This window comes from Nostoc sp. FACHB-152 (genome assembly GCF_014697475.1).
GTDB lineage: Bacteria > Cyanobacteriota > Cyanobacteriia > Cyanobacteriales > Nostocaceae > Nostoc_B.
Map to the genome: position 1 here is coordinate 1 of NZ_JACJRV010000055.1, position 25,284 is coordinate 25,284.

Here is a 25,284-nt window from a genome sequence, read left to right on the forward strand (position 1 = left end):
ATTTTTTCTCTTCAATTTATTTATCTTTGTATTCCTGCCGTTTGTTTTTTACTTTCTAAAGCCTCATCAAGTTTAGTGTTGGCACTCTCGAAGTCTTGCAAAACTTGAGGAGTAACTTTATTAATTTGCACTTGCCCAGCCTGCACACGCAAAATTACATCGCCATTTTTGTGTGCGATCACTAAATCTTGGCGTTCAGAATTCAAAGACAAATCATAGATTTTCCCGGCGACACGGGTAGTACCATCTTCTCCACGCTGACCCAAGTTTGATGCTATTTTCTGAGAAATTTGGGCAACTCGGCTGAGTGTATCTTGTTCCATTGCAGCCAGAGCTTTTGCTGATAATTGATTGGTAGCTTTAAATTCATTCGCAATTTCGACAATTCGTTGTTTGTATTCTTCAGGTTTACCCAGGTTGTTAGCCGCAATGTACCACGAGCGCAGATGGTCGATGGTTACGGTTTGAGATTCTTGGCTAGGTGGGGCAAAGTTTTGCTGCTGTGGTGGCGTTTGGGATAACGTTACTGAATGACGTGACTGTAGCGGTTTGAGATGCTTTGGTCTATCTGGCAGACTACGCACTTTCTGTTGATATTGTTCGGAAGACTCAATCACTTCCCCAAATTTTAGGGTCATCGCCTCAAAAACTGGTTCTGGGATGGACGAGTTAGCCAAGGTAAAAACAGCCAATCCCTTCTTAGTTTCTAGTGGGACTTCCTCTGGTGGCACTTGGGCAGTCGCTATGTTTTTGTCAGTCAGCCACTTAGTTACAGTCTCAACTTTATGATTATCGACTACCAATTGAGTTAGCCCCAGCATTTTATCTTCTGGCGTAGCAAACAACATAGTTGGACGTTCTTTGATTTGGTACAAAATCGCCGCAGTTTTTTCGATTTCTCTTTGTTGTTCTTGATTAGCTATCTGTTGACCAAACACTTGGTTTTCTTTCACCCAAACTTCAGGATATTCAATAGTAGTTGGGTCAATCTGAACCATCATTGTTGTTGAGATATTACTTTGCAATGTGGCTGGTACTAGAGTTAGCTTTCCAAAATTGAGAACCCCTAATTGTTTGAGTGCTTCTTTATCTTTCTTGAAATGTAAAACTCCTAGTGGTTCCCCATCCAAAAACACTGCATCTCTTATTTGAGATTGCGGTACATCTAAGGTAAGTCTTCGGAAATCAGTATCGTTAAATTTCTGGTCTTTAAAATTGTAAGAATTAGTTTTATCAATCTTTAGTAAATTGCCATTTGGAGATTCGGCAATCACAAAAGCATTATACTTGTCTGATATAGTTGTCAGTTTTAGGTTGAGTGGATTGCCATCTTTAATGTAATTTACTGCCTGAAGTTGTTTAATCGAATCTGCGTCTAGTTCACCTAAAGTTTTACCATCCAGTTGGATTTTCACTACCCCTGTGGGTACTGGTACTTTACCAATCTCTAAGGTCACAAATTCACCATGAAATATCCTGTCTGAGTGGGAGAATTTCTTGATTTCTCTGATAGTAAACTCTACTGGCTCTGTCCCTGTCAGAGAAATTGTTGCATTGGCTGTGTAAGTTTCCCCTGGTAACACATTAGCGATGGCCTTTGTCCCAATTGGTAATTGTCCCGTTCTTGGTTCTAGTGGCGCGAACTCTTTATATTCCCCATCCTTATCGGCAACAAACACTAATCTTAAGCCGTGGCGTTCATGTTCAGGTGGGTGGTGCGATGCCCTAATTTCAATTGAGCATTTCTCATCCTGATTCCACTCTTTGCCTTTGAAGTTGTTCGCCTCATTGCTTAAAGTCCCAACTCTTAGGTCGGTAAATTGCATTTCCCCTAACCGGGAGACAATCTCATCACCAAACGCCGCGAACACAAAGTTAGGATTTTTTTTGTAAATAGGGCTTTTATCAGACTGTCTATCCTCTAATTCATCTTGTCGTGCCGCCCCAACACTCCACGCTGCTGCCGCCGCCGACAATCTATCTTGCTCTGGTATGTTTTCTCGATATGCTTGGGCAAATTGGTACGCTTGCTGGAACATTAGTTTCGTCTGCCCTCGGCTGAGTTGGGGTTTAAATTCAACCAATGAAGCGTTGTTGGCCTTTGTACCTGGCTTGAAGTTGTATTCTTCAACCGACTGAAGGCTAAGAGTACCTAACTTACGGTATTGGGGTTGTCCATCATTCCCAACTTCATTATTTATTTGGGCGAGTGCCAATAATTTTGAGGAGCGCTTGTCCACCTCTAGTTTCAAATTAATAGTTTGAGCTTTCCACATGAGAGGATGCTCGTATCTAATTAAGTTTGTCATCTCCAGTTTTGACCCTTGCGGCGTTTGAATAATTGCACTGGGGCCACGCTCACTGTCCCTCCGCCGCTCCATTGCTACGGCAGCGTTGTACAAGCGGTCAAATTCGTACTTGGCAGCGATCGCACTAAATCTCTGCTGTGGAGTAAACTCGACCCCTTTAAATAAATCACCAAATTGAACTATGGGGCGTGATTCCAGTTTTGATTCTTGGAAATATTTATTTGTTTGGTTAATTAATAATTCTACTGGGGAATAGCCCTCAGTTTTTATTCCAGAATTTAAATACGCTGTCGGGGATTTTTTATCTTTAATATAATCAACTTGGCGATATAAATAACGGTTATTTTCTCTAATTAAACCCATTGCTGGCTTTTTAGAACTTTTAAATAAATCCACAGCAATTTGGTTGTGGTAACAAGCCTCCTCAATCATGCTCCTGTACATCAAGCGATTCTTATCCATTGCCTGAAAAATAATTTCAGGATTTCTGTTAGGATTTTGAGCCAATGCTACAAACTCTTGTATATATGGCTTATATTCTTCTCTAATTGGCTTGGGGTGTTCGTAATTTTCAGCTGATAATAGTTTTTGATAATGTGCTAATACTCGGTCTAAATATTGGGATTTCTGCTCAGGTGTTCCGTAAGTTTTTAAAATCTCAATTTCCGATTCTAATGCCTCTAATGCGGTCACTTGATTATTAATCACGCCCACGCTGATACTATCGCTCATGTGTATGGCGATTTCTTCAAATGGTGGTTGTTTACCATTTATATAAAATGATTGTTTCTTTTCTTTGACAGTAGGAAGATAAGCGTTGGCTGGCAGAGTCCTATACTCTGCTTCGGCTGTGAAGTTGGGATACTTACTCGCAAGTGCTACCCCTATACAATCACCATCAAAATCGCGTCCTTGGCGTTGGGATTCTGTTTCTAGTAGTGCTGTTTCATTTGCTTGTAATCTTGCTTTGATACGTTTATGGTCTTCATCATTGACAACAATAATTCCTTCTAGACGTGTACCATCTGGGCCTAAACAATCATCAATAAGTTTATTAGTAGATACACACAAACCATTAGAGTTAAGAAACGGAGAGCGGAAGTTTAAAACTTTCTCTCCTTCATCCAACCAAGGCACACAAATTTCTCCATTCTTCAAGTCCTTGGATGGAATAATCATGGCTCGGTCAAAACTCAGCGTCCGCCCCAGGGAAATATCACGCCACTCGCCTTGGACAAATTTACTAAGTTCTTTCCTAACTTTCTCCGTTTCTAAAAGCTGATTATGCCCTCCAACTAAATCAGCCTTAATCAGTTTATACATTAATAAATCATCTTTTTCTAATTTCTCATCTGAGTCATCACTTGCTTCAAATTGTTCTTCAGCGTGATTCCTAATGAGTAATTCTAATTGTTTAACAAGTGAACCATCAGCAACTTGCTCAAAAATCTCTGCTTTTAAAGATGATTTCTGTTCTTCAGTAAAAGCTTTGCGCTGTTCATACTTCTGACAGTAAGCTAAAGCAACTTTTCTAGGGTCATTTTGGGATTCGGCTAATTTTTGGGCTTGGGCTTCTAGTTCCTCCGCAAAGTCTTTAATTCCTTGAGGGAATGATGCTAATAGTTGTGAAATTGCTGTTTTACCACGCTCTGATTGTGATTTTTCGCCTAACCAGATTTTCTGTCTGTAGAGTCCTGGCTGAATTTGGGGTTTAATGGCTCCACCTGGGCGATCCTTATCTGTGCCTTTGAAGCTGGAGAGAGGGAGAATTAGGTCAATTTTAGGTTTATTATTTGAATCTAAATATTCTACATTACTTAAATTATTGGGGCGTAATGTCCCTTTACCAAACCTATACTTACTATCTTCTCTATCTCCTTCTTTCCAGCCAAAGCGATGCTGAATGACACGATAACTTTTGTCTTGCTGTTCTTCCCTTTTAGTTAATTTGTCATATAATTGAGTTGAAATTTGCCCATAACAGTCGCCTACTAATTTAAAGGCATCTTCCCTTTTAATTATTCCTCCATTTTCACCCGCTTCATCTGGTTCTGAATCATCATTAACCACTAGAATGTTTAGGGTTTCGTTAATAGAACTCTTACAAGACCCTAAAAATATTGAACCATAAGCACCCCGGTCTTTTCTATCAGGACATAACTTGTTAATTACTTCTAAACATTCTGGCAAACCATACAGTAATCTGGTTTTAGAAGATAATAAAAGAGTATATCCATCTGGATGATTTTTTAAGTCTTTTGGTGTACTATATTCATCTAAATGTCCAAAAGAAAATTTCTTGCCAGGAAAATAAAATTCTAGTAGAGTATTGTCCAGCTTTTCAGTTAAAATTGATTGAGGATTCTTGCTATCTCCATCCACATGAATCCAAGTATTCAATCTAGTGTCGAAGTGTTTAAATTCTAGAGTCATTTATCTTCAAATATTAAAAATTTATCAATTTTGCGAGATGTTACTTATGTCGAAAATAAATATGTCCAGAACCAAGCGATGGTTTAATATGCACAAAAAAGAATTTTTACCTGATGGGACAATGAGGGATGAAGTCAGGCAACAAAAAATATCTTCAGGGAGAAATCCGGCAGCTGTTGATGACTATGCTCATAGATTGAAGGCAGAATTTGATGAATGGAAACACCTAGACGAAACACAACCAGAAGAATGGATAGAGTACACTGCTTACGATTTCTTCACTCCTACAGAAAAACAACAGTTCAACCCTGATGGTTCTCTTAGAGCCGAATACCTTGAATCTGAACTTATAAAGGGGACTAGTCAAAGCTGGCTAGAAGAAATGGAAAGGCGCAAGAAAATTGATGTTGATAACTATAATCGGGTATCAGAGCGAGAAGCAGCAATCGGCATCAATTTTGGTCAGCAAGAAATGAATAGGTTACGTGCCTCAAGTCGAACCTACAAACAACGTCTAGAACAAATGCAGGTAGACTTGAGAAATAATGAAGAACTTAGCAGTTTGCCCTTCGATTTAGACACACCACCTTTCATCTAAATATCTTGAGATAACAGTGAGGTTGATGTTATTTTGATAGGCTTACCTAAAACAAAATCAACCAACCTCTGACCACTCACTAGAATTACTTGGGGACAGTCATTAATCATTTGTTTTGATTTGTCCCCAGTTTTTCCAGTATGAATAAAGAATCCACCACTAGCACTCCTTTGCTGAATAATTTGTTGAAACTGTTGGATGTGTTGTGAATTTATATAATCTGCATACCGTTTGGCTTGAATCAGATATAAACTGTCCGCAATCCAAACCCGACCGTCAACGCCACCATCGCCGCTATACTTAAGATTGCGTTCAATTTGCCAGCCTTGTTCTTGGCAGCAAGCCAACAGTAATTCTTCAAAAACGTAAGGATCAATCTTACGTAATGTCGCTATTACTGTTGGTAATTCAGCTTCAGGGTTTTTGCTGCGAAGCCATTGCCTAATAGCATTAGCGTGGTTAATATTACGCTGGTGTTTTGTTTGATTCTTAGGTGATTTCTTCCTCTTAGCTCGTCGTTTAAAGTTCTTGTTTGGACTTAATGCCCAAATAAGAACTACTACAACAATGATGGAAACGATTATTTCCACTTATCAACCTTCAACTTGATATTCACTATGGCAATTGATTAATGCGATCGTTCAACCCCAGATGGAGCATTGAAGGATGACGATGGCTTTGCATCTTTGAATGCCCCATGAAACAATGCAATCATTCCTAAGATGGAAAAGGCGGTGATAGCTACTCTTTGAAGAGCGTTAAACACTGACTTTTCTTTTACTGTTTGATTCCAAACCTTGGTTAATGTGTCACAGTCTCTGTGCTTATAAAGAAAGTAATACAAGGCCTCGGTACATCCAGAGACATCTTCTCCTTGTTGGGCTTTCTGACACAACAAGATTTCTAATTGTTCTTGACGTTCTTGGGATGTTGATGTTAAGAAGTCTACTTTGGCTAACTTTTGTGAATTAGTGCCATTTAATGTGTTGTTAAGTAGTTGTGTCATATTTTTCTCAATTTTGAGTAAAGGTGCAGAAGATTTTTCTGCACCTATGATCCTTGAGGGTGGAGCCACACAATACTGTTAGACGAGGATATCTGTTTGTTGAAGAAGCCTGACATTCTCAAACAAACTTTTTCTCCTAACCGTACTATGAGGGGAACACGTATCTGTATTTACATTCCAGCCAGAGTTTAAATGTTCTATCCTGACAAAATCAATAAACTATCGTACTGAAAAAATCAGTACGATAGTTTCTGGAAAAATTATTGATTTTATGCTAAATTTCTAGCTCAAAATCTTGGTCTTGAGAGTTATCAAAGTATTTTTGTGCTGCTGAGACTCCTGATGTATCTGCCTCGAAAGGATCTGTGCCATCCTGAAAGATTTTCTGTGCCAGAGTTCTACCATCGCCATCAATATCAGACTGCATAATATATTCCAAAACCTGGGATGGCATACCTTGTTGAATAGCTTGAAGCAACCATGCTTTGACAAATTCAACGGACGCTTCACTATCAGACAAAACCTGCATAGTACGCTCGGCATCTTTCATAGTCATTTTGGAAATATCTTCCACCTCAGCTTCTCGCCACACATCCCCAAAATATTCTAGATAACGCTCATCAAAATTCTGTTCTTGGGCGAATTTTACGAGTTCTTGAGCTTGTGTCATATAAATTACCGTGCAAGTTTCAATTCTTCGCGTTTAGTGTTGGAGCTAACCATTTTCATCAACTGTTGATTCAGGTAACTTTGGGCGCAAACATAGAGGTTATCCCAAATCACCGGATTGCGACAGATTTTGCTGCCGATTGTATTTCCTGCCAGCTTCTCTGATATCAAATACTTACGGTAATAATTCGTCCATAAATGCTGTAGAAAATCTTCGGCAAACTCCTCAAACGGTATTATCCAGTTGTATTTTTCATCCAAGAACACTCGGTAAGCGGCGATGATTGGCATAGCAATATCCGCAGGCGCACCAAACCCAAATGAATACCGGCTATCAGGCAAGAGTGTATTTTTGCGTGGGTCAATTGAGGCCAGGTCAACTATTCCTTTCTTCCTTCTGGGGTTGGTAATATGTTCTTCAATTGTTTTAAACAGTCGTTGCTCAATCCACAAAGCTTTGGGCAGTAACGGCAGTAATGAGGATAGCCTTTGCCTTTCCGCCTCACTCAAGGACGGTGTATTACTAACAGGAGGGTGTTTAGTTCTGCTTTTTGAGTCTGGGTTGTATTTATTTCTATCCAGGCAGTTCATCAACTTAATTAAATGGTTAACGTTACACTGGGGACTTTTCGGCGCACCGCTTTGGTTTTGGTAATAGGCAATGCGAAATTTTATGTCTTCTTCATGCTCTAGTTGAGCTAAAAACCGCTTGATAAATTTGTAATCACCCCTAGCATTTACTTTAGAACGCGCATCGACTGGGGCTGATGTGTTTGATGCTAGGGCTATGTCTTTGGCATCGTCTTCATTTAGCCCTATGTGAATTGTGACTTTAACACGCGCTTTGGATAGGTCATATTTGTTATTTCTAGCTTCTTCAAACGCTCTTACTGTATGTCCACCATTAACAATACCGTCGTTGCCACCTTCACAAGCTTCCAAAATTTCAAGTTCTAATTCAGTCTTATTTGCCTTAACTTTGTTGACACACAATACAATTCCGTTACTTCGCCCAAAGAACTTTTCAGGTTCACCCGTCAATGATTCAAAGATTTGTTTGTATGTTGTACTTTTACGGTTAGGTTCCCGAATATTTGGTTCTAGCGGCAAGTCGGCAGGAAAACTATCTACATGAGCAGTAGCAATAATACAGTTGGAATTTGCATGAAAAAACTGGTCTACTTTTAATGTCCAATTCTTAGGCATAGTCTTCTTGTTTGAGTCGTATTTTGGATGTTAACCATTTAACCTACTTCGGTTTATTTTTAGTAATAAATACCTGATAAACCAGAAGTAAAGTTCAATTTTATCTGCCACATTTCAGGATATTTATTTCTAGCAAATCTTGTTAATTATATTTAAACTATTTTCTATTTCTAATTTATTTTCATTAACAAAACTACAAATATAATACCAATCATCGCCGTAGCCAGCTTAATCAGGGCAAAGTTATTTTCATTAACATCGGTATAAAATACACTTTCATATCCATCTAAAATTCCCTGAATTAACAAGTTTACTTTCAAAAAATCATTATTCAATGATGATGACCTTTTGAATCTTCCTATCCCCGGAAATTTGCATTTGGTAAACACATTCTTTCCGTAACATTTACATTGTGCTATTTGCGCCAAAGGTAATGATTTTCTCTGATACTCTGATTTCTGCCAGCAGACATCATCTGCCACATCAGTACCTAATCCTGATAGCGATACCAAAGATTCAAACGAATATTTTGATACCATTAATTGGCTGAAAGATTTGGCATTATCATCTAAGTGATCTGTTGCTTTAATTCCACCGCCAAACACAATTTGCAACACTAAAGCAATCAGAATTAACAACGGGGCAACGCTTTGATTGGGAGCGATCGCAGAAATAATTAACCCCATCACACAGCTACTAAATGACGCTAAAAACAAGGTGAAGTACATCCCAGTTATGTTTGTAGCTGCACCCGGAATTTCTACTGCTGCCAGCATAAACCACAGCAATACTGCGGATTGGTAAATTGCTAATATCAATGCCACAAACAATTTTGATGCTAAGTATGGTGCTACCTCCAAACCAACACTTCGCTCTCTTTTGTAGATGGGTCTTTCTTTTGCTATCTCTGACATAGTGGCCAGTGAACCAGACATGACCGCCATGATTACCACCACAAATAGCATCGAGATTGCTTGTCCTGCATTCCCTGATTTGGTGCTGAATAAATCTGATTTCCACAATGCGAAATTCAGTGACCCTAAAATTGGCGCACCTAAAATCATCAATGCCAAACTCATCTTATTTTTGAGCAAAATCGCTAAATTGCGTCTGCATAAAACCGATACCTGCTGCATGAAGGAGAGCTTGAGAGCCGATGGTATGCTACTTCTTGGCGGCAACCCTTCAATGCGCTCACTAATAAATCTTTCGTAGTATGGCGATACGCGAAAATAATTTTCCCACTGCTGAGGAGTGCGTTGTCGCTCTACCTTGTCGTAAATGGCATCAAAATCCTGCACTTGGAAATATTTAAATGCTAATTTCGGTGGCCCTACGTATGCCAGCCGTCCACCCTTTGCTAAAAACACGACTAAATTCGCCAGTGCTACATTCTTGGTGGCATGAGTTATCAAAATTACTGTACTGCCAGCATCAGCTACATATCGCAGCACTTCCATAATTTGGCGTTCTGTACCAGGGTCTAGCCCAGTTGTCGCCTCATCTAGAAAAAATAAACTGGGATGGCTAATAAGTTCTACTCCAATGCTGACTCGCTTTCTCTGACCACCGCTAAGTCGTGCAATTGGCAGATTTTTTTGCACTGTTAATTGTAGTTGTTCAATTACTTCTTTTACACGCTCTTGTTGAAGATTAGTAGATGCAAAAGGGAGCCTCAGTTGGACAGCATAATTGAGTGCTTCTGATACCGTTAGGTCGAGATGAACAATGTCATCTTGCGGCACATAGCCTATTCTATTTTTGAATGCGTTGTAATTTTTATATAAGTCAGTACCATCAATCAAAACTTTTCCTTTAGCCCGACGTTGCCCATTGAGCGCGTTCATCAATGTTGACTTGCCACCGCCGCTAACTCCCGCAATTACGACAAATTCTCTCGGTAAGAACGACAGTGAGATATCGTTGAGTAAAGTCGTGCCAAACATCGGTCTAGAGCTTTTATTCAGCCCGATTGCATCTAACCTTAGCCCTGATGTTGTGATAAATGGTGAGCGCATTTTTACTTGGGCTGAACTGGGTTGTTGTAATGCTGGGGTGATAATTTCTACTTCAATAATTACATTGCCGACTTGTATTAAAGTTCCATGCGACAAGAGATAACCTTGCTTGGGTTGGAGTCTAATTCTTCCAATTCTTGTTCCCTGCCCACTGTCAAGATCCGCCAAATAGTATTTATTGTCTTGTCTGGCAACGATCGCGTGAAGTACATCCACACTCGGATCGTCTATCACTAAATTACAAGCTTTACCACTACCAATTACATAAGATTTATTATCCGCAAAACAAGCATTATCAATTGAATATTCTTGGACGGGATTCTTGTGGACGAGCAGATGTAGAGTCTCCATATATAGTTGGGGAGTATTTCTGTTTTTGTCCTCTGCCGATAATACAGCAACTCAAGCCATAAATCATCTATTGCCTAATTAAAAGGTCTTCAAATTTTAAAACTCCTACAGCAACAGCCTTTGAGGATGTTAGACAGAGCTTCTGTCTAACATCCCTATCTTGCGGTTTTAGATTTTTCGCACAACTACAAAGTTTTTCAAGTCTTTGAAGCTCTTTGTTTAGCTACTGAATACCTATTTTTTGGTAAAATCTCAGTCGGGGCAGCAGCATTGATTGGTTGAACATAATAGTCAGGAACTAAAGGTTTGCCCTTACGGTCGTATTTGAAACTCCCATCCAACATCTTGATATGACTGATATGAGATCCCCAAACATCAGCTACTCTATCGCCTAATCCTTTTGTATCTAGATATTTAGGAAGCTCCATACCTCCATTCCAACAGATGGGAATTCCTTCTTCTTCAAAATGTTGAGTTAACTCTTTACGTACAAATGTAGCTGTCCCACCGCAGATTATTACCTCATCCATGATGGCTATATTTTTCACCCATCTTAGTAAAGCACGGGTGTATTCTTCACGAACTACAGGTAAAACTTTGCGAAACAACTCTACATCCTGCTTAATTTCTTCCGGTTTAGTTTTGCGTGACAAACGGCGTAATGAATCATAATTCCCATTTCCGGCTTCGACTATTGCTGCAATTAAGCGTGAATCTTCTTTAGATAACCCTACAGCAGTTCGCTCTACAAACTGATCCACTACCCAATTCATCCCTAAATCTGTAGATTCAGCTTTTGATGAATTACCTTTGACAGCTAGTGTGAAACTAGCATTACGATAACCTAACATTAGCATTCCTACATTCTTTTGGAAATAGTTTATATTCTCGTTCCGACTGCGATATGCCAACAGTCCAGACCCTTCCAACGCAGCGTTATAACTTCGTACTTTGCATTTGAATTTCCCTGTTGGTGTTTTTACACCTGCTTTTAGCAACTGCGTCAGTTGTTTTCCTAAATTATTGGCAGTAGCTATTTCTCCTGGTGGTAGCAATATTTGTACATAAACTTCCAAATCATTTTTCACTCCTAAGCGTCGGATTGCCAGCCAAGTCAATGCTGCTATTTTTGGTAAAGCATACTTGTATTTCAAATCTCGAATCGCTGATGACCCAGCAAACATACTTCTTGATAGCGATCCCAAGACATAATATTCTTCCCCAATTCCAATCCACACTGTATTGTCTTGCAGAAGTTGACTCGATAAATACTCAATCGTCCCAGCCCCTACATCTGCTATCTCCGGCTCCATTGTTACTACTATTGGTACTCCGTCTGGATATATTTGGGCTATCTCTTTTGCTGTACTTGCTCCCAAATCCAGCGTCAGCACAACTTTTGTGTACTCTTTAGGAGCAGCATTAATACTTTTATTCATCTTTTTACCCTTCGTTTAACCGTTCCATCCCAACATCTGATTAGCCTGTTTCACTTCTTCTGGTACTTCCATTTCCATCCATTCATCATCCTCATCATCTTGATGCTCTCTAGAATTGAATTGCTCTTGGGACATATTTCCTAAGACAGGTACGTTTTCCGATGATGTCGTGATGGAAATTTGAGGCTTGAGTAACGATGTTATAGCTACTGGGTCTTGCTCGATTCCACAAATTCGTCTGATAGAGCTAATTTGTGCTTCCAATTGCCCAATTGCCCAAATCCCTGTTTGTCTAAGCTGTTCATCTCTCACCCCTAACGAAAGCATTACCAGAGGTAGCCAATATACTTTGAGCGTGAACATTACTAATTCGGGAAAATCCATTCCTATTTCAAATGGATGAGATTGTAAATAGTTAATTGTTTTCCCGTCTATACTCTCATTTGGTCGTTTAATTGAAATTACTTTCTGTTTCGGTTCGCCCATAGGTTATCAATTTCTAACTACCGCAACACAGATATTTAATAATTATGGCATTATTTATTCTTTAGCTTGGCTGCAATTAATTACTCTCTTATTAAAAGTTTTCAACTTTCTAACTTTAGCCGAACTAGTATTCAAAATTCTAACTGATTATTTAACTCTTTTTTTATCGAACAATTGTTATATATTATTTGGTTTCATAGCTTGAAAATTTTACTTTCAACTTTTTCGCAATCGTTACTAGCTCAAAACTTTTTTCATCATCTTAATTAGAGTTTATAAACACCACTTATTTACTGGTGTTTGTGTAGTTTTAAGTGTTGATTTTGTAGCTTTAATCACCCTATAAAAAAGGTCAGAAATAGCACCCCTGTAGGTGTTGTTCAACACCTTTCTTGGACTTTCAAAGTTGCTTTGTTATCTTTTCGTGACTTTTTTGAAAGTCCAAAATAGGTGTGGACAAACTGTTGTCTAGCACCTATTTTGGACGCTCTTTTTTGCTAACTGAATCGACATAAACCTTGTCAATAATACGCTGGAGCTACTTTTTTTGCTCTTTTTCATTCTCAATAACTCGAAAATTATTGAGAATGAATAATACAAAAGTGTTGCAAACATAATTCAAAAAACTGATTTTTGATTTTTTGTAATGCTACACACTACTAAAAGTTACAAATCAACACTAATTAACTTGATTAATTCTCATTAATTATTGCTTGTTGATAATAAAATAGCCCAAAGCCCTTGATTTTACGTTGTTCTTCTGTCGAAAACCTCAAAAACTAGCCTTTGTGTACGTAAGTGTTAGCCGTGCTGAAAACGACTAATTTGCTAGTGGTATTTAGGGTTAGCTGGTGAATTGCTGCTGGTTGGCTGTGGAATGTTTTAGAATAACCGTACTTACTACGGTTATTTTGCATTTTTTGTGTTTGAGCGATTTGTCTTTGAAAACAGGGATAACTAAAGGGAAACTGGTAATAAATTAGGTAGTAATTATTGCCGTGTAGCAAAGTCAGAAAGCTGTAATTTCAGATTTTAGCTTAGTAGAAAAATGGCATACGCGATCGCCAGATTAAAAAAATTAAAGCGGAGTAATATTACGGGAAGTGCATCTCATACAGCCCGTGAGAGAGAAACGCCCAACGCTGACCCGACCAAAGAGAATATTAGGTTCATTGGTAGTCTTGACTCTGAAGAAAGGCTAGAAGATTTGGTATTAGCCAAAATCACTGAACATGAGCAGAAGCGGAAGATTCGCACGGATGGAGTGTACTGTGTAGAGTTTTTGCTCTCAGCCTCGCCCAGTTACTTCCGCCCAGATTGCCCAACCCAAGCAGGATATTATGAACCCCAGAAGTTAAATGATTGGCTAGAAGCAACACACCAGTGGTTAGCTGATGAGTATGGAGAGCGCATAGTTCGGGCAGAGTTGCACTTAGATGAAGCCACACCCCATATTCATGCTTACTTTGTCCCGCTTGATGATGAGGGACAATTACGCTGTAGTCATTTTTTTGATGGCAGGCAGAAAATCCAACAATTTCAAGATTCTTACTCCCAGAGAATGCGCTCTGTTGGGCTAGAACGCGGTCTAAAAGGTAGCAGAGCGCAACACCTGGACATTAAAGACTTTTACCGCATTGTAGAACAAGGACGAGATTTAGATGTTGATACCCTCAATCCTCAACAGTTGAAAGCCAAAGCCGCTGACCGAGACAGGGCTACTCGCTTCCTTGAAGAAATGGAGGCCACTGCCAAAGCTTTAGCTCAAGAAAACGAACTGTTACAACAACGTATTCGGCAACTACAGCAAGATAACCAGAAATTAAGACAGCTTGCCGAATCCAGAATGGATTTATCACTTGTTGATGTCGCCTGGGAGTTAGGGCTATGGCGTGAGCAGCATGGTTGGGTTGGGCAGAATCACATCATTAATATAGATGGCGACAAATTTACTGACCTCGATCCTGGTTCTCCTTTGGGGGGCAATGGTGCGATTGATTTAGTGAAACACGTTAATGAGTGTAACGAAGCTCAAGCTTACGCATGGTTACGTGACCGATTTGGTGAAGCTGGCGCACAAAAAGCCGCGATTGCCCACGCTCGAAAGATAACTACTCTTATTATCCAAACCCAAGCGCGTCCCCAATTCCAGCGACCAGTTGAGGATAAAGCCCAATGGACAACAGTTTCTAACTACCTTACCCAAAAACGGAGCATCCCTAAAGATTTTGTGGAGGTTCTGCACAACGCTGGACTGGTTTATGCTGATCAACGAAAAAATGCTGTGTTTGTGATGCGGAATCTTGAGGGGATTCCTCAAGGAGCCTTCTTGCAAGGGACACAGAACAATACTTTTAAAGGCTATGTGAAAGGGACTTTTAGGCGTGATAGCTGGTTTCATTTTCACTTAGGCGGACAGCCGACTGATGAAGTCAAAAAAGTAGTTCTGTGTCAGTCTCCGATTGATGTTATCTCCTTTGCCATGCTGGAATATCAAGCTCAGGGTGATGTGCCTCCCAATAGAACCCTGTATATGGCTGTTGATGATCCCAATTGCTTGCCTGTAAAACAATTACAAAATATTTCTCATATACAAGTGGCATTTGGTAACGATAAAACCCAACAAGCTGCGGCACAGACTGTTAAGGAATTGTTGCCACAGTCCAAAAAGCTTAAGTGCAAAGCTAGTAATTGGAATGAGGAATTAGTTAATTTTTCTCCTCAATTGCAACATAATCATTCCTCAAATCAAAACCATGAATTAGAGTTGTAAATCACCAAAAGTCAAGCAACTTTAGTACGGAAATTTTCAGTACCAAAGTTTGTGAGAAATTTTTGGGATGCCATTTATTATCTGATTGATGTTGTATGACTAAAACCATGAATTCAACATTGATCACCCAAGTATTTGACCTGATAAACCTAAATAATAAGTTGATTGCTGTAGAATCTCCCTTGCAAGAAAGGCTAAAATTACTCAACAACATCGCCAATCAATGCTTTATACAAAATATCCCTTGCTACCTGTGGACATTAGAAGATGATGCGTTGAACCAGTTAATCATTAATGGGCAAGATTTAGATTTACAACCTGTAACACAATATCAGGCGATCGCCAAAAATCAACGCGAACATTATTTTGAGATTCTACGTTTTTGGAAAACAACGCATTTACAAGGCATTTTGATATTAGAGGGGATATTTCCCTGGTTAGGAGAAACCTCCGACCCCGATTTTTTCTTAACTGCTGAGTGGATCAAGTCTGCACTCATTAACCTCAAACTCTACAACCGTAACGAAGAGAAGACTGCTATCCTTCTAGGGTCAAACGCTTCTGTGTCATCTGACATTGCAGCAGAAATACCAATTGTCATTCAACAACTACCAACTGTTGAAGAAATTAGCTTGAGCTTGTCTAGTCATCTGCCCAATTACAGCCAAACAGAAATTTACTCTCTAGCGATCGCATCTGCTGGGATGTACTTGGCGGATATTGAGTATGGTATTAGTCAAGCTATCTCTTCTGGGTTTTCTAATACTCAAGAACTGACCCAAAAACTCTCCGCTTATAAAATCAGCTTGTTCAAGCGAGTTTACAATATCGAGTTTCTACAGCCACCAAACATCTCAGTTGGTGGATTAGAACTGATGCAGGAGGCATTTAAAAAATACAAACGCCTTTTGACTCCACTGGCGAAAGCTTATAATCTTCGGCTTCCCAAAGGGATTTTACTGATAGGCCCTCCCGGTACAGGTAAATCTTACTCGGCTAAAGCTTGTTCTTTCCGTTTGGGTCTGCCATTGATTATTTTGGAGTGGGGCAGCTTCCGCAGTTATGGCAATGAGGCGGAATATAAGCTCAAGAATTTACTCGCCCTGGTTGATCGGCTTAATCGTATTATTTTATACCTTGACGACTTTGATAAGGGGTTCGCCGGAGATGATGATTTATCTAGGCGACTGGCGGGGATGTTATTAACCTGGATGCAGGAGCGAACTAGTGAAGTTTTAATTCTGGCATCAGTCAACCGCTTGGATTGGCTACCACCCGAATTGACTAGAAGCGGTCGCTTTGATGACATTTTTAAAGTTGACTTGCCTAATCATGGAGAACGCCACTCCATCTTCAAAATTTACCTAGCCAAATTTGACAAGCGTTTTTGTAATGGAGATGGCTTTACCGAAGACGAATGGCGCAGATTGCTCAAAGCCACACATCGCTGTGTTGGTGCTGAGATTCAAGCACTTGTAGAACGAGCCGCTATTTCAACTTTCTGCAAAATGTTCCCTGACGATGTTCTACCACAAGGCGAACTACCTCCACTATCCATTACATTGTCGGCATTACTGGATGCGAGAAAGAATATGAATCCTTTGGCCATCCGTGAAGCTGACCGGATTGAAAGCATAAGAAATAAAGCTGATCTACAGGGTCTACCATCCAGCCCGATTGATTCTTCTATATATAGTGTTGGCAATGTCGATATTTTTGGGTAATTTATGCAGGTAATAAAATCTCACAACGATTTATACTCTGGGGTGTTTAAATTCCTCAACATAGCTGGGCCAATCGCTGGCATCTCAATTATTGTCGCTTCATCCCTCATGAGTTACTTGCAAACTCGACCCCAGCATTTACCCGTTACCCATACACTCACCCATAACAACCAAACATGGATGCTGGAAGTTGCTCGTACACCAGAAGAATTAGAGAAGGGACTAAAATTTCGCTCATCTTTGCCCAAAGATCGCGGAATGTTATTTGTTCTCGGCAGAGAATACAAAGATGTTCCTTTCTGGATGTCCCAAGTCAAAATCCCTCTCGATATTATTTTTCTCAAGGATAATGTAGTAACTACAGTAATTCACAACGCGCCACCTTGTACCAAAAATCCTTGTCCCATCTACAAAGGTAGTGTTGCGACTCATGTTTTGGAACTTACCCCCGGTGTTGCCAGTATCCGAGTTGGTGACAGGCTCAACATCCAGTCGTTTCCTGGTTTGTCGAAGAATGCTATCGGTTTTGATAGCAAATCATCATTACTCTGGAAATAGCTTGTTGGTTATCACCCTAGTTCTAATATCAGTATCGCTATCGCTATTGTCTATAAATCAGTATGTGGCTTGGCTCACAAAATGAGCTTAATTTTAAAAACAGCAATGACTCAATTGTGATTACGCTTGGCCCTTCAGATGAGATCGCTGAGGTCTGGTTAAGAAAAATTGATTTAATCAAGCAGATAAATATTAGTTTTATTTGTCACACTAATTATAAATCTTACGGAGAAAATCGGTTTTAGTTGGGGAAATTGCCAAAATAGGTCAAAATTTTGGCTTTATGCCTAACCTATGAATGCTGAGGCTTTGGAAGAGTAAACTAAAAAATAGTTTATGAAAATGTAAATTTACCAAAACTATTTTTGAGAAGTAGGCAGTTTGCGTAGGAGGGTGTCAATTGATAGAGAAAGCTTACGGATACTCCTGAGTAAGCTGATAGCAGGAAAACCTCTGCGCGAGGACTGGGTGATCTGTTGGTCGATTGGTGAGAAGATAATGATCTGAGCTATCTGTATTAATCAGGTAGCGCATAACAGATCATGGGAGAGCGATCGGCAAGACAAATTGATTTAGTTCTGTCCACACCGCTACCGTTGACCCAACACCCAGCGGCAGTATATTTGTCGAGCTTGAGTTTAAGTTCACGACGAACAATGCAAAAGGCATTGAATGTAATTGCTCGGTTGCTAATTGCCTCGGAATGCGATGCACTGTCTTTAGATTGGTCAAAGCTACGCTACCAGCACACAGCAGCAATCAGAGCCATATTTATGGAGCAATACTCTCCAGCAACAGCCAACCGAATGCTTTCGGCTCTGCGAGGAGTGCTAAAAGAAAGTTTACGGTTGCGGCTAATTAGTGCAGAGGATTACCATAGTGCGATAGATATCAAGAACGTGCGTGGTGATTCCCAGTTGCGGGGACGACTATTAAAACCTACTGAAATTGCCGCACTTGTTGACGACTGCAAGCAAGATAATGTAATTGGGCTAAGAGATGCGGCATTGATAGCAATTTTGAGTGGTTGTGGTCTGCGAAGGTCTGAGGTAGTAGCTCTAGAAACAAGAGATTTCAACCGTGAGGATTTTTCTTTAAAGGTGCGGCATGGCAAAGGAAGAAAATCACGCACGGTGTATTTGCCTCCAAGGGCAGTTAATTTTTTGGATGAATGGCTAAGTATTAGAGGTAAAGTGCCTGGAGCTTTAATTTGTCCGGTTAGGCGTGGCGGACACATTCAGATTCATCAAATGACCGACCAAGCGGTGATGGCAATTTTACAAAAACGTGCTTTAAGTGCTGGGATAGAAAGTTTCAGCCCCCATGATTTTCGCCGCACCTTTATTACTCGACTACTCGAATCCGGTGTGGATGTTTTAACAGTCTGTGAACTAGCGGGTCATGCCGACCCAGCCACAACTAAAAAATATGATTTACGTTCTGAAACTGCCAAGCGTCAAGCTGTTCAATTGTTGAACTTTATTTATGAAAATTCTTTTTAATACAAAAAATCCGAAAAAAGTCAATAGTCTTTGAATGATGACACTGAGGACGTTGCTGAGATATTTATACTTGCACTTAATTACAGATATCTTTACAGTAGCTTAAAAGCTTGATATTAGAGTATCTTTTTCAGGTATACGTAGGCAAATAAAGTAATAAATAACATCCAGTACGAAAGTACTGTTTTTTTCAGTACGAAAGTAGGTCGATTTTGATATTAACAGACCCAATAATGTGCTTATTAACAACAACATCGTTCAGGAGAACGAGATGCTCCCTTCCCACTACGATACCGAAAGCATTCCTCAGACAGCAACACTTTCTGACAGCAAAAATTCTAACAGGATGAAAAACAGCACACTCTCTTTAATGGGGGTAACGGGTGCGCTAATGATAGCATCCATGTCAATCCACAATATATTATTAGGTGGATTTATGATTACAACTGCTATCATTATCGCTCTACCAAAGCAATCTCAAGCATTGTTCACAAACTTTGATAAATTACAACGCAAATATGGAGCGAATTTATATGCAATATTATTTGCTATTTTGACCATCATTTGTGTCTTAGATTTTGCCACCGTTCCGGCTGATGCTCAATTTTTCAATAACGCTCAAACATGGATGAATGGGGCTTTTGGCAATGGTAATAATGGGCAAACAACTGCCGTCATCGAATTGTTTTTCAACGTACTTAGAGGCTTATTCCTGCTATATGTCGGTATCAGTTTAGTACGGATTATTCAAGCTGCCCGAAATGATGAAGATTGGCAGTCTCTTGCAAGAACTCCGCTAATTATTGTATTAGCAGTTTTTGTGGGAGATTTAGTCACAGGTTTAATTATCGGGCCAGGGCAAGGCGGCAATGTAGGTTAGAGAGGTAAATTTAATTCAAAAACTAGACCCTCAAGACAATTGTTTTGGTTAAGTGCATCTGGGGGAAAAATTTGGGGAGAAAATTTCTTTCCCCTACCCAACTCAAGTTGTCCTGATTTTTCAAATTATGAGAAATGAACATAGATTTAGAACTGTAAATAGAATTTTGGGGGATAGACCTAGACTAGGGCCTTTTCCTGCTGACCAAATATTTCCTTGGTCAGTCATTGCAATACTCAATATATTTGTCTTCAACTATCTGCTTAAAGCAAGTTGGTTAGGTACTGGCTTGAGTATTGCTTGGGGATGGGCTACTTGGTGGGTTTTATCTACAAATAAAGATTTCTTTGGCAAGTTTGTTAGCGTCCCTCGAATTACTAGAGGCTATATGCCTTATCAAACATTAAACAATAAACCAAGTCGCAAGTAACAAGTCGCAAGTCGCAAGTAAAAATAGTCTGATGCCCCCTAATTTACTCTTAAAAAACTAACAAGAAATTTTGTCGAGACACAAGCGTGTGAGACAACAAGTGTCTTTACTTCAATCCTCTAACTTCACTTATCGGGTATTACTTCCAACTTCCAACTTCCGACTTGCGACTTCGATAAATAAAATTAGCCCTTCCTCAATACCAATGAAATCTCGTCAGTCAAAAAATTCCGATAAATTAGGCAAGAAGTCTCTAGAGAGCGAACAGATTGGCGTTGCTAAAACGCTAACTCCTTTTGAGGACGTTATTCATCTTGCGGGAATAGCTAATTTAAACTTAGGTGGTCGAAAAGGCATTGGTGCATTAATCCTCAAAAAAGGTGAAGACATCCAAATTAAATTCTGTTTTGACTGCTTAGGAATTCACCCTAATTTACCCTCCCAGCAGATTCTCCCTATATTTGATGGTATAGAAGCGGGGTTAAAAGAAATTCCTGAAAGAGAATTTCTCACTATACATTTGGGTTCGTTTACTTCTGACTACGCTAGACAGCAAGAATTAAAAAGTCTAGAGCATAATTGTGTAATTGACTCTCTTAAACTCTTGATTCGCTCTGAGAGATTACGTACCCAAGAGCTTACTAAATCTGGAACTCGGAAAAATAAATTCTTAAGGTTGTGGTGTACTTATACTGTTGCTGATGATGATAACAAGAATCCTGATTTTATTGAATCTTTAATTAGAAGGTTAGAAAAAGGTTGGTATAGCTTTACTGGCGAAATTCATGCTTTCAATAATACCCGCATTGAAAACATCCTGCTCAATTCCTTTAATGATGGGTTCTTGCAGTGGGAATCCATACTCAGCAATAAGATGAAGTTGGCTCTAAGAGTTTTAAGTGCAGAGGAAGTATGGTCTGTGCTTTGGCAGCAGTTTAATGCTTCCTCACCTACAGCCATTCCTAACCCTTTAACCCTTGATGAAGTACATGGTCTTGTCGAAACCCAAACCAGTGACTTTCACATCCGACATCATCTTTTAGAAAACGAGCATTCTGTTCCTTTCTTTGATCGAAAATGGGTCAAGCTGCAAGATAAATATATCGGTGCGCTTAACTTTAGCCAGAAGCCAGGGGGTTGGATTGATGAATTTTCACAACTGCGATACCTCTGGGAATTAATCTCTAGGGATAGTATTTTCGACACCGAAATCTTTTGTCAACTTACTAAGGCTAACCAAAGTATCACCAAAACTAACTTACAACGCATTACAAAGCAATCAATTACAAGCACAACTTTATCTGGTGAGAAAGGTAATATTGATGTCAAATCAGGTTTAAACATTGAAGAAGCCGTCGAAGCACAAAAGACAATCTACAAAGGTAATGTTGTTGTTCACTTAGGCGTGGTTTTTCTCGTACACCGCCTCACTACACGAGAGCTAGACGAAGCCTGCCGTTACTTAGCTAGTTATTTCTTGCGTCCGGCAGTTGTGGATCGTGAAACAGAATATGCCTGGAAGGTATGGTTGCAGTGCTGTCCTATGGTGTGGGAGCCACTATTAACAAAACCCTTTAACCGCCGACTGCCTTATTTTAGTTCTGAAGCCCCTGGACTGATGCCATTGATCCGCACTGCCACAGGAGATCGCACAGGGTTTGAATTGATTGCCTCAGAAGGTGGCACTCCCGTACATCTTGATTTGTACTCTGAGCATAAGAATTTAGCCGTCTTTGGGGCTACTCGCTCTGGTAAATCCGTCTTGGTCGCTGGAATTTTAACCCCTGCCTTAGCACAAGATATTCCAGTCGTTGCGCTCGACTACCCCAAACCAGACGGCACATCCACTTTTACCGACTATACAAAATTACTCGGAAACGAAGGGGCTTACTTTGACATTTCCAAGGAATCAAATAATTTGTTTGAACTGCCTGACTTGCGGGGGATGGAAACAGAACTTATCAATGAACGACTCAATGACTTTAAGGAGTTTCTTAAAGGTGTACTCATGACGATGATCGTTGGCACTAGCACTCTCGGTGTCAGCCCTTCAATGATTACAAATATTGAATCCATTCTGGCTTTGTCTCTCCTCACTTTTTTTAATGATGATGAAATTAAACTCCGCTATAAAGCAGCATTATCAGCGGGAGTTGGGACTAAAGCCTGGGCAGATACTCCCACGTTACATGATTTTTATCAATACTGTTCTCCTGCCTTTATTAAGCTAGACTCCATTGCTAGTAATAGTCGAGATATTTTAGAAGCACTAGAGCAAATTCGCCTTAGACTCAACTATTGGTTAACTACTAGAGTTGGTGGGTCTATTTCTCGTCCTTCTTCTTTTAAAACTGATGCAAAACTATTAGTCTTTGCACTCAGAAATTTATCTAGTGAAGCTGATGCTGCTATCCTCGCGCTTTCTGCTTATGCTGCTGCTTTACGTCGTGCTTTATCATCCAAAGCTAGTATTTTCTTCCTAGATGAAGCACCTATTTTATTTCAGTTTGATTCTATTGCTGAACTGATTGGTAGGCTCTGTGCCAATGGTGCAAAAGCTGGGATTCGCGTCATCTTGTCTGCACAGGAACCAGAAAGTATCTACCAAAGTAAAGCAGCAGCGAAGATCTTTGCCAACATTACTACACGCTTGATTGGCCGAATTCAATCTAGTGCCGTTGACCCTTTTATTACACGATTTAAGTATCCCCAAGAAATTATCCACGTCAATAGTACCGAATCTTTTTATCCTAAAAAATCTGGGATTTATTCTCAGTGGTTATTAGACGATAATGGCAAACTTACTTTCTGCCGTTATTATCCAGCCTACTGTTTATTAGCCTCTGTTGCTAATAACCCCAATGAACAAGAATTACGTACTCTTTTTCTCAAGAAATATCACGATAATCCGCTACTAGGTATGGTGAAATTCTCCGATGATTACATCAGAATGATTCGCTCTGAAGAACTTTCTTTAGAAGCTCAAAAATTATTAGTAGGTGTCGCATGAAAACTAAAAGAATTATTGCCATTACAGCTATTACTTTAACTTTGAGTGGGACTTTTTTAGTAGCCCCCAGCTATGGATTACAACTTGACAAGAATTTTCAAAGAATTATTACTCTCATTAGCCAACTCAAGCAAGCTTGGGGCGAACAAGGGCAAGATGCTGAATCTTCGGCATCTAATTCTGTAGGTGACATGAGCGAACCAGACCCAGTAGCTGCCAGTGAAACTTTAAAGCAGAAAACTGCTGATGCCGAATCTTTACCTACTGCCCAAGAAAAAGGTGAGGCTTTAAGTCGTGCGATCGCTCGGCTCAAAATTTCTCAAGCTTTAGGTAAAGATGGGCAAGCCCAAACAAAAGCAATTATTGACGAGAATGATGAAATCGCCCAACAAGCACAAGTTCTTGCTGATGAAGCACAGAATATGGATGCTTCTCAGAATATTTTGAAAGTCATAGCTGCTCAAAATGCACAAATTGTCAGTATGTTGTCTAATGGGCGCTCTGATTCACTGCAACAACAGTACGATACTGTGCATTCAAATATGTTACTAACTCAAGTTGCAGACAATTTAGCAACTCAACGCCAGCAAAAGAACACCGAACAAGAAGGCTTACTGTCTTTGCTACATGAAGTCGCCCTTAATGCTAGATTAGACCCTGCTTCTGCTAACCAATAAATGCTTAAGAATCCAAGATACCAAATTCTCTTAATCAAATAATTTGGCATTTTGACTAAGTTAGTTAACATCAATCAAGATTTTTTATGTATTATTTATTAGCTAAATTAGATGGCAGCGGACTAGCCCAAGAAGCCAACAATAATGCTGTGGCAGTTAGCCAAGGATTTAACGATTTATGGAATAAAATTATCGCTGGAGAAGTCTACTCCTCCATGTGTACAGTTGGAGCTTTATTTGCCATTGCCACTTTAACTTTTTTCCTAATTGAGTGGACAAAAAAGATGATGAGTGGAGATGAGCAACGTGCTTACACTGATTTCATCTGGCCTGCACTGGTAGTACTTTTACTATCTAATAATGGAAAACTTTTGGGGGAGTCTACATTAGCAATTAGAAACTATATCAATAATGTAAATACCTTAGTTTTAACCAGTACTGCTGCTGGAATTAACCTGAGAGAAGCATATCAGCAAGCATTAGGAACAGAAGCCGCGCGTAGTGCTATTGGCATAGCAGTTAATCGATGTCAAAATTCATCTTTAACTCCTCAAGAAGAAGTAGCTTGTTTAGAGCAAGCCAAACAAGATCTAACTCAAAAATACCCAGATAAAATTCAAAATAATAGATTATCTTCTTGGTTTATTGATGCAATTGTGGGGACAATTGATGCTTATAAAGATTTAACGCAAGGTAATGCTAACCCAAGGGATTTTTTGTTATCTCCTATTAATTCCTTCATTGGCTCTAGTATCACTGACATTATCTCCATAATATTAATTGGTATGAATGGCGCTTATCAGTGGGGAATTGAACTCACCTTGCTGGTAACAGCACTTCTTGGGCCTATGGCGGTTGGTGGTTCATTATTACCCTATGGAGCCAAATCTCTTTACACTTGGCTTGTTGGCTATTTTAGTGTTGGGATAGGAAAACTCTGTTTCAACATTATTGTTGGCTTTGCTGCTCAATTAATTGCTGATTCTAAAACTTATCAGCCAATGTTTTTCTTATTTACTATTGGTATCATAGCTCCATTTCTAGCTACTGGTTTGGCAGCAGGTGGTGGCTTGGCTGTACTTTCACAAATCAATAAAGCTGCTGAAACCTATAGCAGTATTGCTATTGATGTTAGTAAGGCAGTCATTACTAAAGGTGGTAGTTTAGCCGGAAAATTATCTCGATAAATTTCTATTTATTAAGAAAATTATCTGG

The 25,284-nt window shown here is 39.6% G+C and carries 19 protein-coding genes; 10 read left to right on the top strand and 9 right to left on the bottom strand.

Annotated elements, in window-relative coordinates:
- Positions 1-20: 20 nt before the first annotated feature.
- Positions 21-4,742 (bottom strand): hypothetical protein, encoded by a 4,722-nt coding sequence (locus H6G76_RS25770; RefSeq protein WP_190707496.1) that lies wholly within the window; start codon positions 4,740-4,742, stop codon positions 21-23.
- A 61-nt stretch (positions 4,743-4,803) separates the two neighbouring features.
- Between H6G76_RS25770 and H6G76_RS25775 the strand changes: the two genes are divergently transcribed.
- On the top strand, positions 4,804-5,340 hold the full coding sequence (locus H6G76_RS25775) for a hypothetical protein (protein WP_190707499.1): 537 nt from the start codon (positions 4,804-4,806) through the stop codon (positions 5,338-5,340).
- On the opposite strand, the gene H6G76_RS38130 is transcribed toward H6G76_RS25775, so the two are convergent.
- From H6G76_RS38130 to H6G76_RS25815, 8 genes are all read right to left on the bottom strand, one after another.
- Positions 5,337-5,930: a restriction endonuclease gene (locus H6G76_RS38130; RefSeq protein WP_190707503.1), complete on the bottom strand. Its 594-nt coding sequence runs from the start codon at positions 5,928-5,930 to the stop codon at positions 5,337-5,339. The two genes, H6G76_RS25775 and H6G76_RS38130, sit on opposite strands and share 4 nt — an antisense overlap.
- A 38-nt stretch (positions 5,931-5,968) precedes the next feature.
- Positions 5,969-6,415, bottom strand: coding sequence for a hypothetical protein (locus tag H6G76_RS25785; RefSeq protein ID WP_190707506.1), 447 nt, complete (start codon positions 6,413-6,415; stop codon positions 5,969-5,971).
- A 205-nt stretch (positions 6,416-6,620) separates the two neighbouring features.
- Positions 6,621-7,016 (bottom strand): hypothetical protein, encoded by a 396-nt coding sequence (locus tag H6G76_RS25790; protein ID WP_190707510.1) that lies wholly within the window; start codon positions 7,014-7,016, stop codon positions 6,621-6,623.
- A gap of 5 nt (positions 7,017-7,021) precedes the next feature.
- Positions 7,022-8,221, bottom strand: coding sequence for an AIPR family protein (locus tag H6G76_RS25795; RefSeq protein ID WP_190707512.1), 1,200 nt, complete (start codon positions 8,219-8,221; stop codon positions 7,022-7,024).
- Between the two features lie 170 nt (positions 8,222-8,391).
- Positions 8,392-10,590, bottom strand: a complete 2,199-nt coding sequence (locus H6G76_RS25800; RefSeq protein ID WP_190707515.1) for an ATP-binding cassette domain-containing protein — start codon at positions 10,588-10,590, stop codon at positions 8,392-8,394.
- Between the two features lie 197 nt (positions 10,591-10,787).
- Positions 10,788-12,029, bottom strand: coding sequence for a ParM/StbA family protein (locus H6G76_RS25805; protein ID WP_190707518.1), 1,242 nt, complete (start codon positions 12,027-12,029; stop codon positions 10,788-10,790).
- A gap of 15 nt (positions 12,030-12,044) precedes the next feature.
- A complete protein-coding gene (locus tag H6G76_RS25810) occupies positions 12,045-12,515 on the bottom strand; it encodes a hypothetical protein (protein ID WP_190707521.1) in 471 nt (156 codons plus the stop codon).
- Between the two features lie 779 nt (positions 12,516-13,294).
- Positions 13,295-13,432, bottom strand: coding sequence for a hypothetical protein (locus H6G76_RS25815; RefSeq protein WP_190707522.1), 138 nt, complete (start codon positions 13,430-13,432; stop codon positions 13,295-13,297).
- Positions 13,433-13,563: 131 nt separating this feature from the next.
- Here H6G76_RS25815 and mobV point away from each other — a divergent pair, with 131 nt between their 5' ends.
- From mobV to H6G76_RS25860, 9 genes are all read left to right on the top strand, one after another.
- The gene (gene mobV, locus H6G76_RS25820; protein ID WP_190707525.1) at positions 13,564-15,288 is read left to right on the top strand and encodes a MobV family relaxase; all 1,725 of its coding nucleotides are present in this window, start codon (positions 13,564-13,566) and stop codon (positions 15,286-15,288) included.
- A 107-nt stretch (positions 15,289-15,395) separates the two neighbouring features.
- On the top strand, positions 15,396-17,012 hold the full coding sequence (locus tag H6G76_RS25825; protein WP_190707528.1) for an ATP-binding protein: 1,617 nt from the start codon (positions 15,396-15,398) through the stop codon (positions 17,010-17,012).
- Positions 17,013-17,015: 3 nt separating this feature from the next.
- Complete coding sequence (locus H6G76_RS25830) at positions 17,016-17,570, top strand: DUF192 domain-containing protein (RefSeq protein ID WP_190707531.1); 555 nt, start codon at positions 17,016-17,018, stop codon at positions 17,568-17,570.
- Between the two features lie 542 nt (positions 17,571-18,112).
- Entirely contained in the window at positions 18,113-19,072 is a 960-nt protein-coding gene (locus H6G76_RS25835) for a site-specific integrase (RefSeq protein ID WP_190707533.1), read from the top strand.
- Positions 19,073-19,343: 271 nt separating this feature from the next.
- Entirely contained in the window at positions 19,344-19,952 is a 609-nt protein-coding gene (locus H6G76_RS25840) for a hypothetical protein (protein ID WP_190707536.1), read from the top strand.
- Between the two features lie 127 nt (positions 19,953-20,079).
- Positions 20,080-20,382, top strand: coding sequence for a hypothetical protein (locus H6G76_RS25845; protein WP_190707539.1), 303 nt, complete (start codon positions 20,080-20,082; stop codon positions 20,380-20,382).
- Positions 20,383-20,587: 205 nt separating this feature from the next.
- The gene (locus H6G76_RS25850; RefSeq protein WP_190707543.1) at positions 20,588-23,392 is read left to right on the top strand and encodes a hypothetical protein; all 2,805 of its coding nucleotides are present in this window, start codon (positions 20,588-20,590) and stop codon (positions 23,390-23,392) included.
- Positions 23,389-24,069, top strand: coding sequence for a hypothetical protein (locus H6G76_RS25855; RefSeq protein ID WP_190707546.1), 681 nt, complete (start codon positions 23,389-23,391; stop codon positions 24,067-24,069). Before H6G76_RS25850 ends, H6G76_RS25855 begins: the two co-directional genes overlap by 4 nt.
- Before the next feature lie 86 nt (positions 24,070-24,155).
- Positions 24,156-25,256 carry a hypothetical protein gene (locus H6G76_RS25860; protein ID WP_190707548.1) on the top strand — a complete coding sequence of 367 codons (1,101 nt, stop codon included), beginning with the start codon at positions 24,156-24,158 and terminating at the stop codon, positions 25,254-25,256.
- The last annotated feature ends 28 nt before the right edge of the window (positions 25,257-25,284 follow it).

Bases quoted from the DNA above. Each gene is read 5' to 3' on its own strand.
- H6G76_RS25810 (WP_190707521.1), bottom strand. From the start codon at position 12,515: ATGGGCGAACCGAAACAGAAAGTAATTTCAATTAAACGACCAAATGAG.
- H6G76_RS25795 (WP_190707512.1), bottom strand. From the start codon at position 8,221: ATGCCTAAGAATTGGACATTAAAAGTAGACCAGTTTTTTCATGCAAAT.
- H6G76_RS25855 (WP_190707546.1), top strand. From the start codon at position 23,389: ATGAAAACTAAAAGAATTATTGCCATTACAGCTATTACTTTAACTTTG.
- H6G76_RS25800 (WP_190707515.1), bottom strand. From the start codon at position 10,590: ATGGAGACTCTACATCTGCTCGTCCACAAGAATCCCGTCCAAGAATAT.
- H6G76_RS25775 (WP_190707499.1), top strand. From the start codon at position 4,804: ATGTCCAGAACCAAGCGATGGTTTAATATGCACAAAAAAGAATTTTTA.
- H6G76_RS25850 (WP_190707543.1), top strand. From the start codon at position 20,588: ATGAAATCTCGTCAGTCAAAAAATTCCGATAAATTAGGCAAGAAGTCT.
- H6G76_RS25840 (WP_190707536.1), top strand. From the start codon at position 19,344: ATGCTCCCTTCCCACTACGATACCGAAAGCATTCCTCAGACAGCAACA.
- H6G76_RS25790 (WP_190707510.1), bottom strand. From the start codon at position 7,016: ATGACACAAGCTCAAGAACTCGTAAAATTCGCCCAAGAACAGAATTTT.
- H6G76_RS25825 (WP_190707528.1), top strand. From the start codon at position 15,396: ATGAATTCAACATTGATCACCCAAGTATTTGACCTGATAAACCTAAAT.
- H6G76_RS25830 (WP_190707531.1), top strand. From the start codon at position 17,016: ATGCAGGTAATAAAATCTCACAACGATTTATACTCTGGGGTGTTTAAA.
- H6G76_RS25805 (WP_190707518.1), bottom strand. From the start codon at position 12,029: ATGAATAAAAGTATTAATGCTGCTCCTAAAGAGTACACAAAAGTTGTG.
- H6G76_RS25835 (WP_190707533.1), top strand. From the start codon at position 18,113: ATGGGAGAGCGATCGGCAAGACAAATTGATTTAGTTCTGTCCACACCG.
- H6G76_RS25845 (WP_190707539.1), top strand. From the start codon at position 20,080: ATGAGAAATGAACATAGATTTAGAACTGTAAATAGAATTTTGGGGGAT.
- H6G76_RS25770 (WP_190707496.1), bottom strand. From the start codon at position 4,742: ATGACTCTAGAATTTAAACACTTCGACACTAGATTGAATACTTGGATT.
- H6G76_RS25815 (WP_190707522.1), bottom strand. From the start codon at position 13,432: ATGCAAAATAACCGTAGTAAGTACGGTTATTCTAAAACATTCCACAGC.
- mobV (WP_190707525.1), top strand. From the start codon at position 13,564: ATGGCATACGCGATCGCCAGATTAAAAAAATTAAAGCGGAGTAATATT.
- H6G76_RS25860 (WP_190707548.1), top strand. From the start codon at position 24,156: ATGTATTATTTATTAGCTAAATTAGATGGCAGCGGACTAGCCCAAGAA.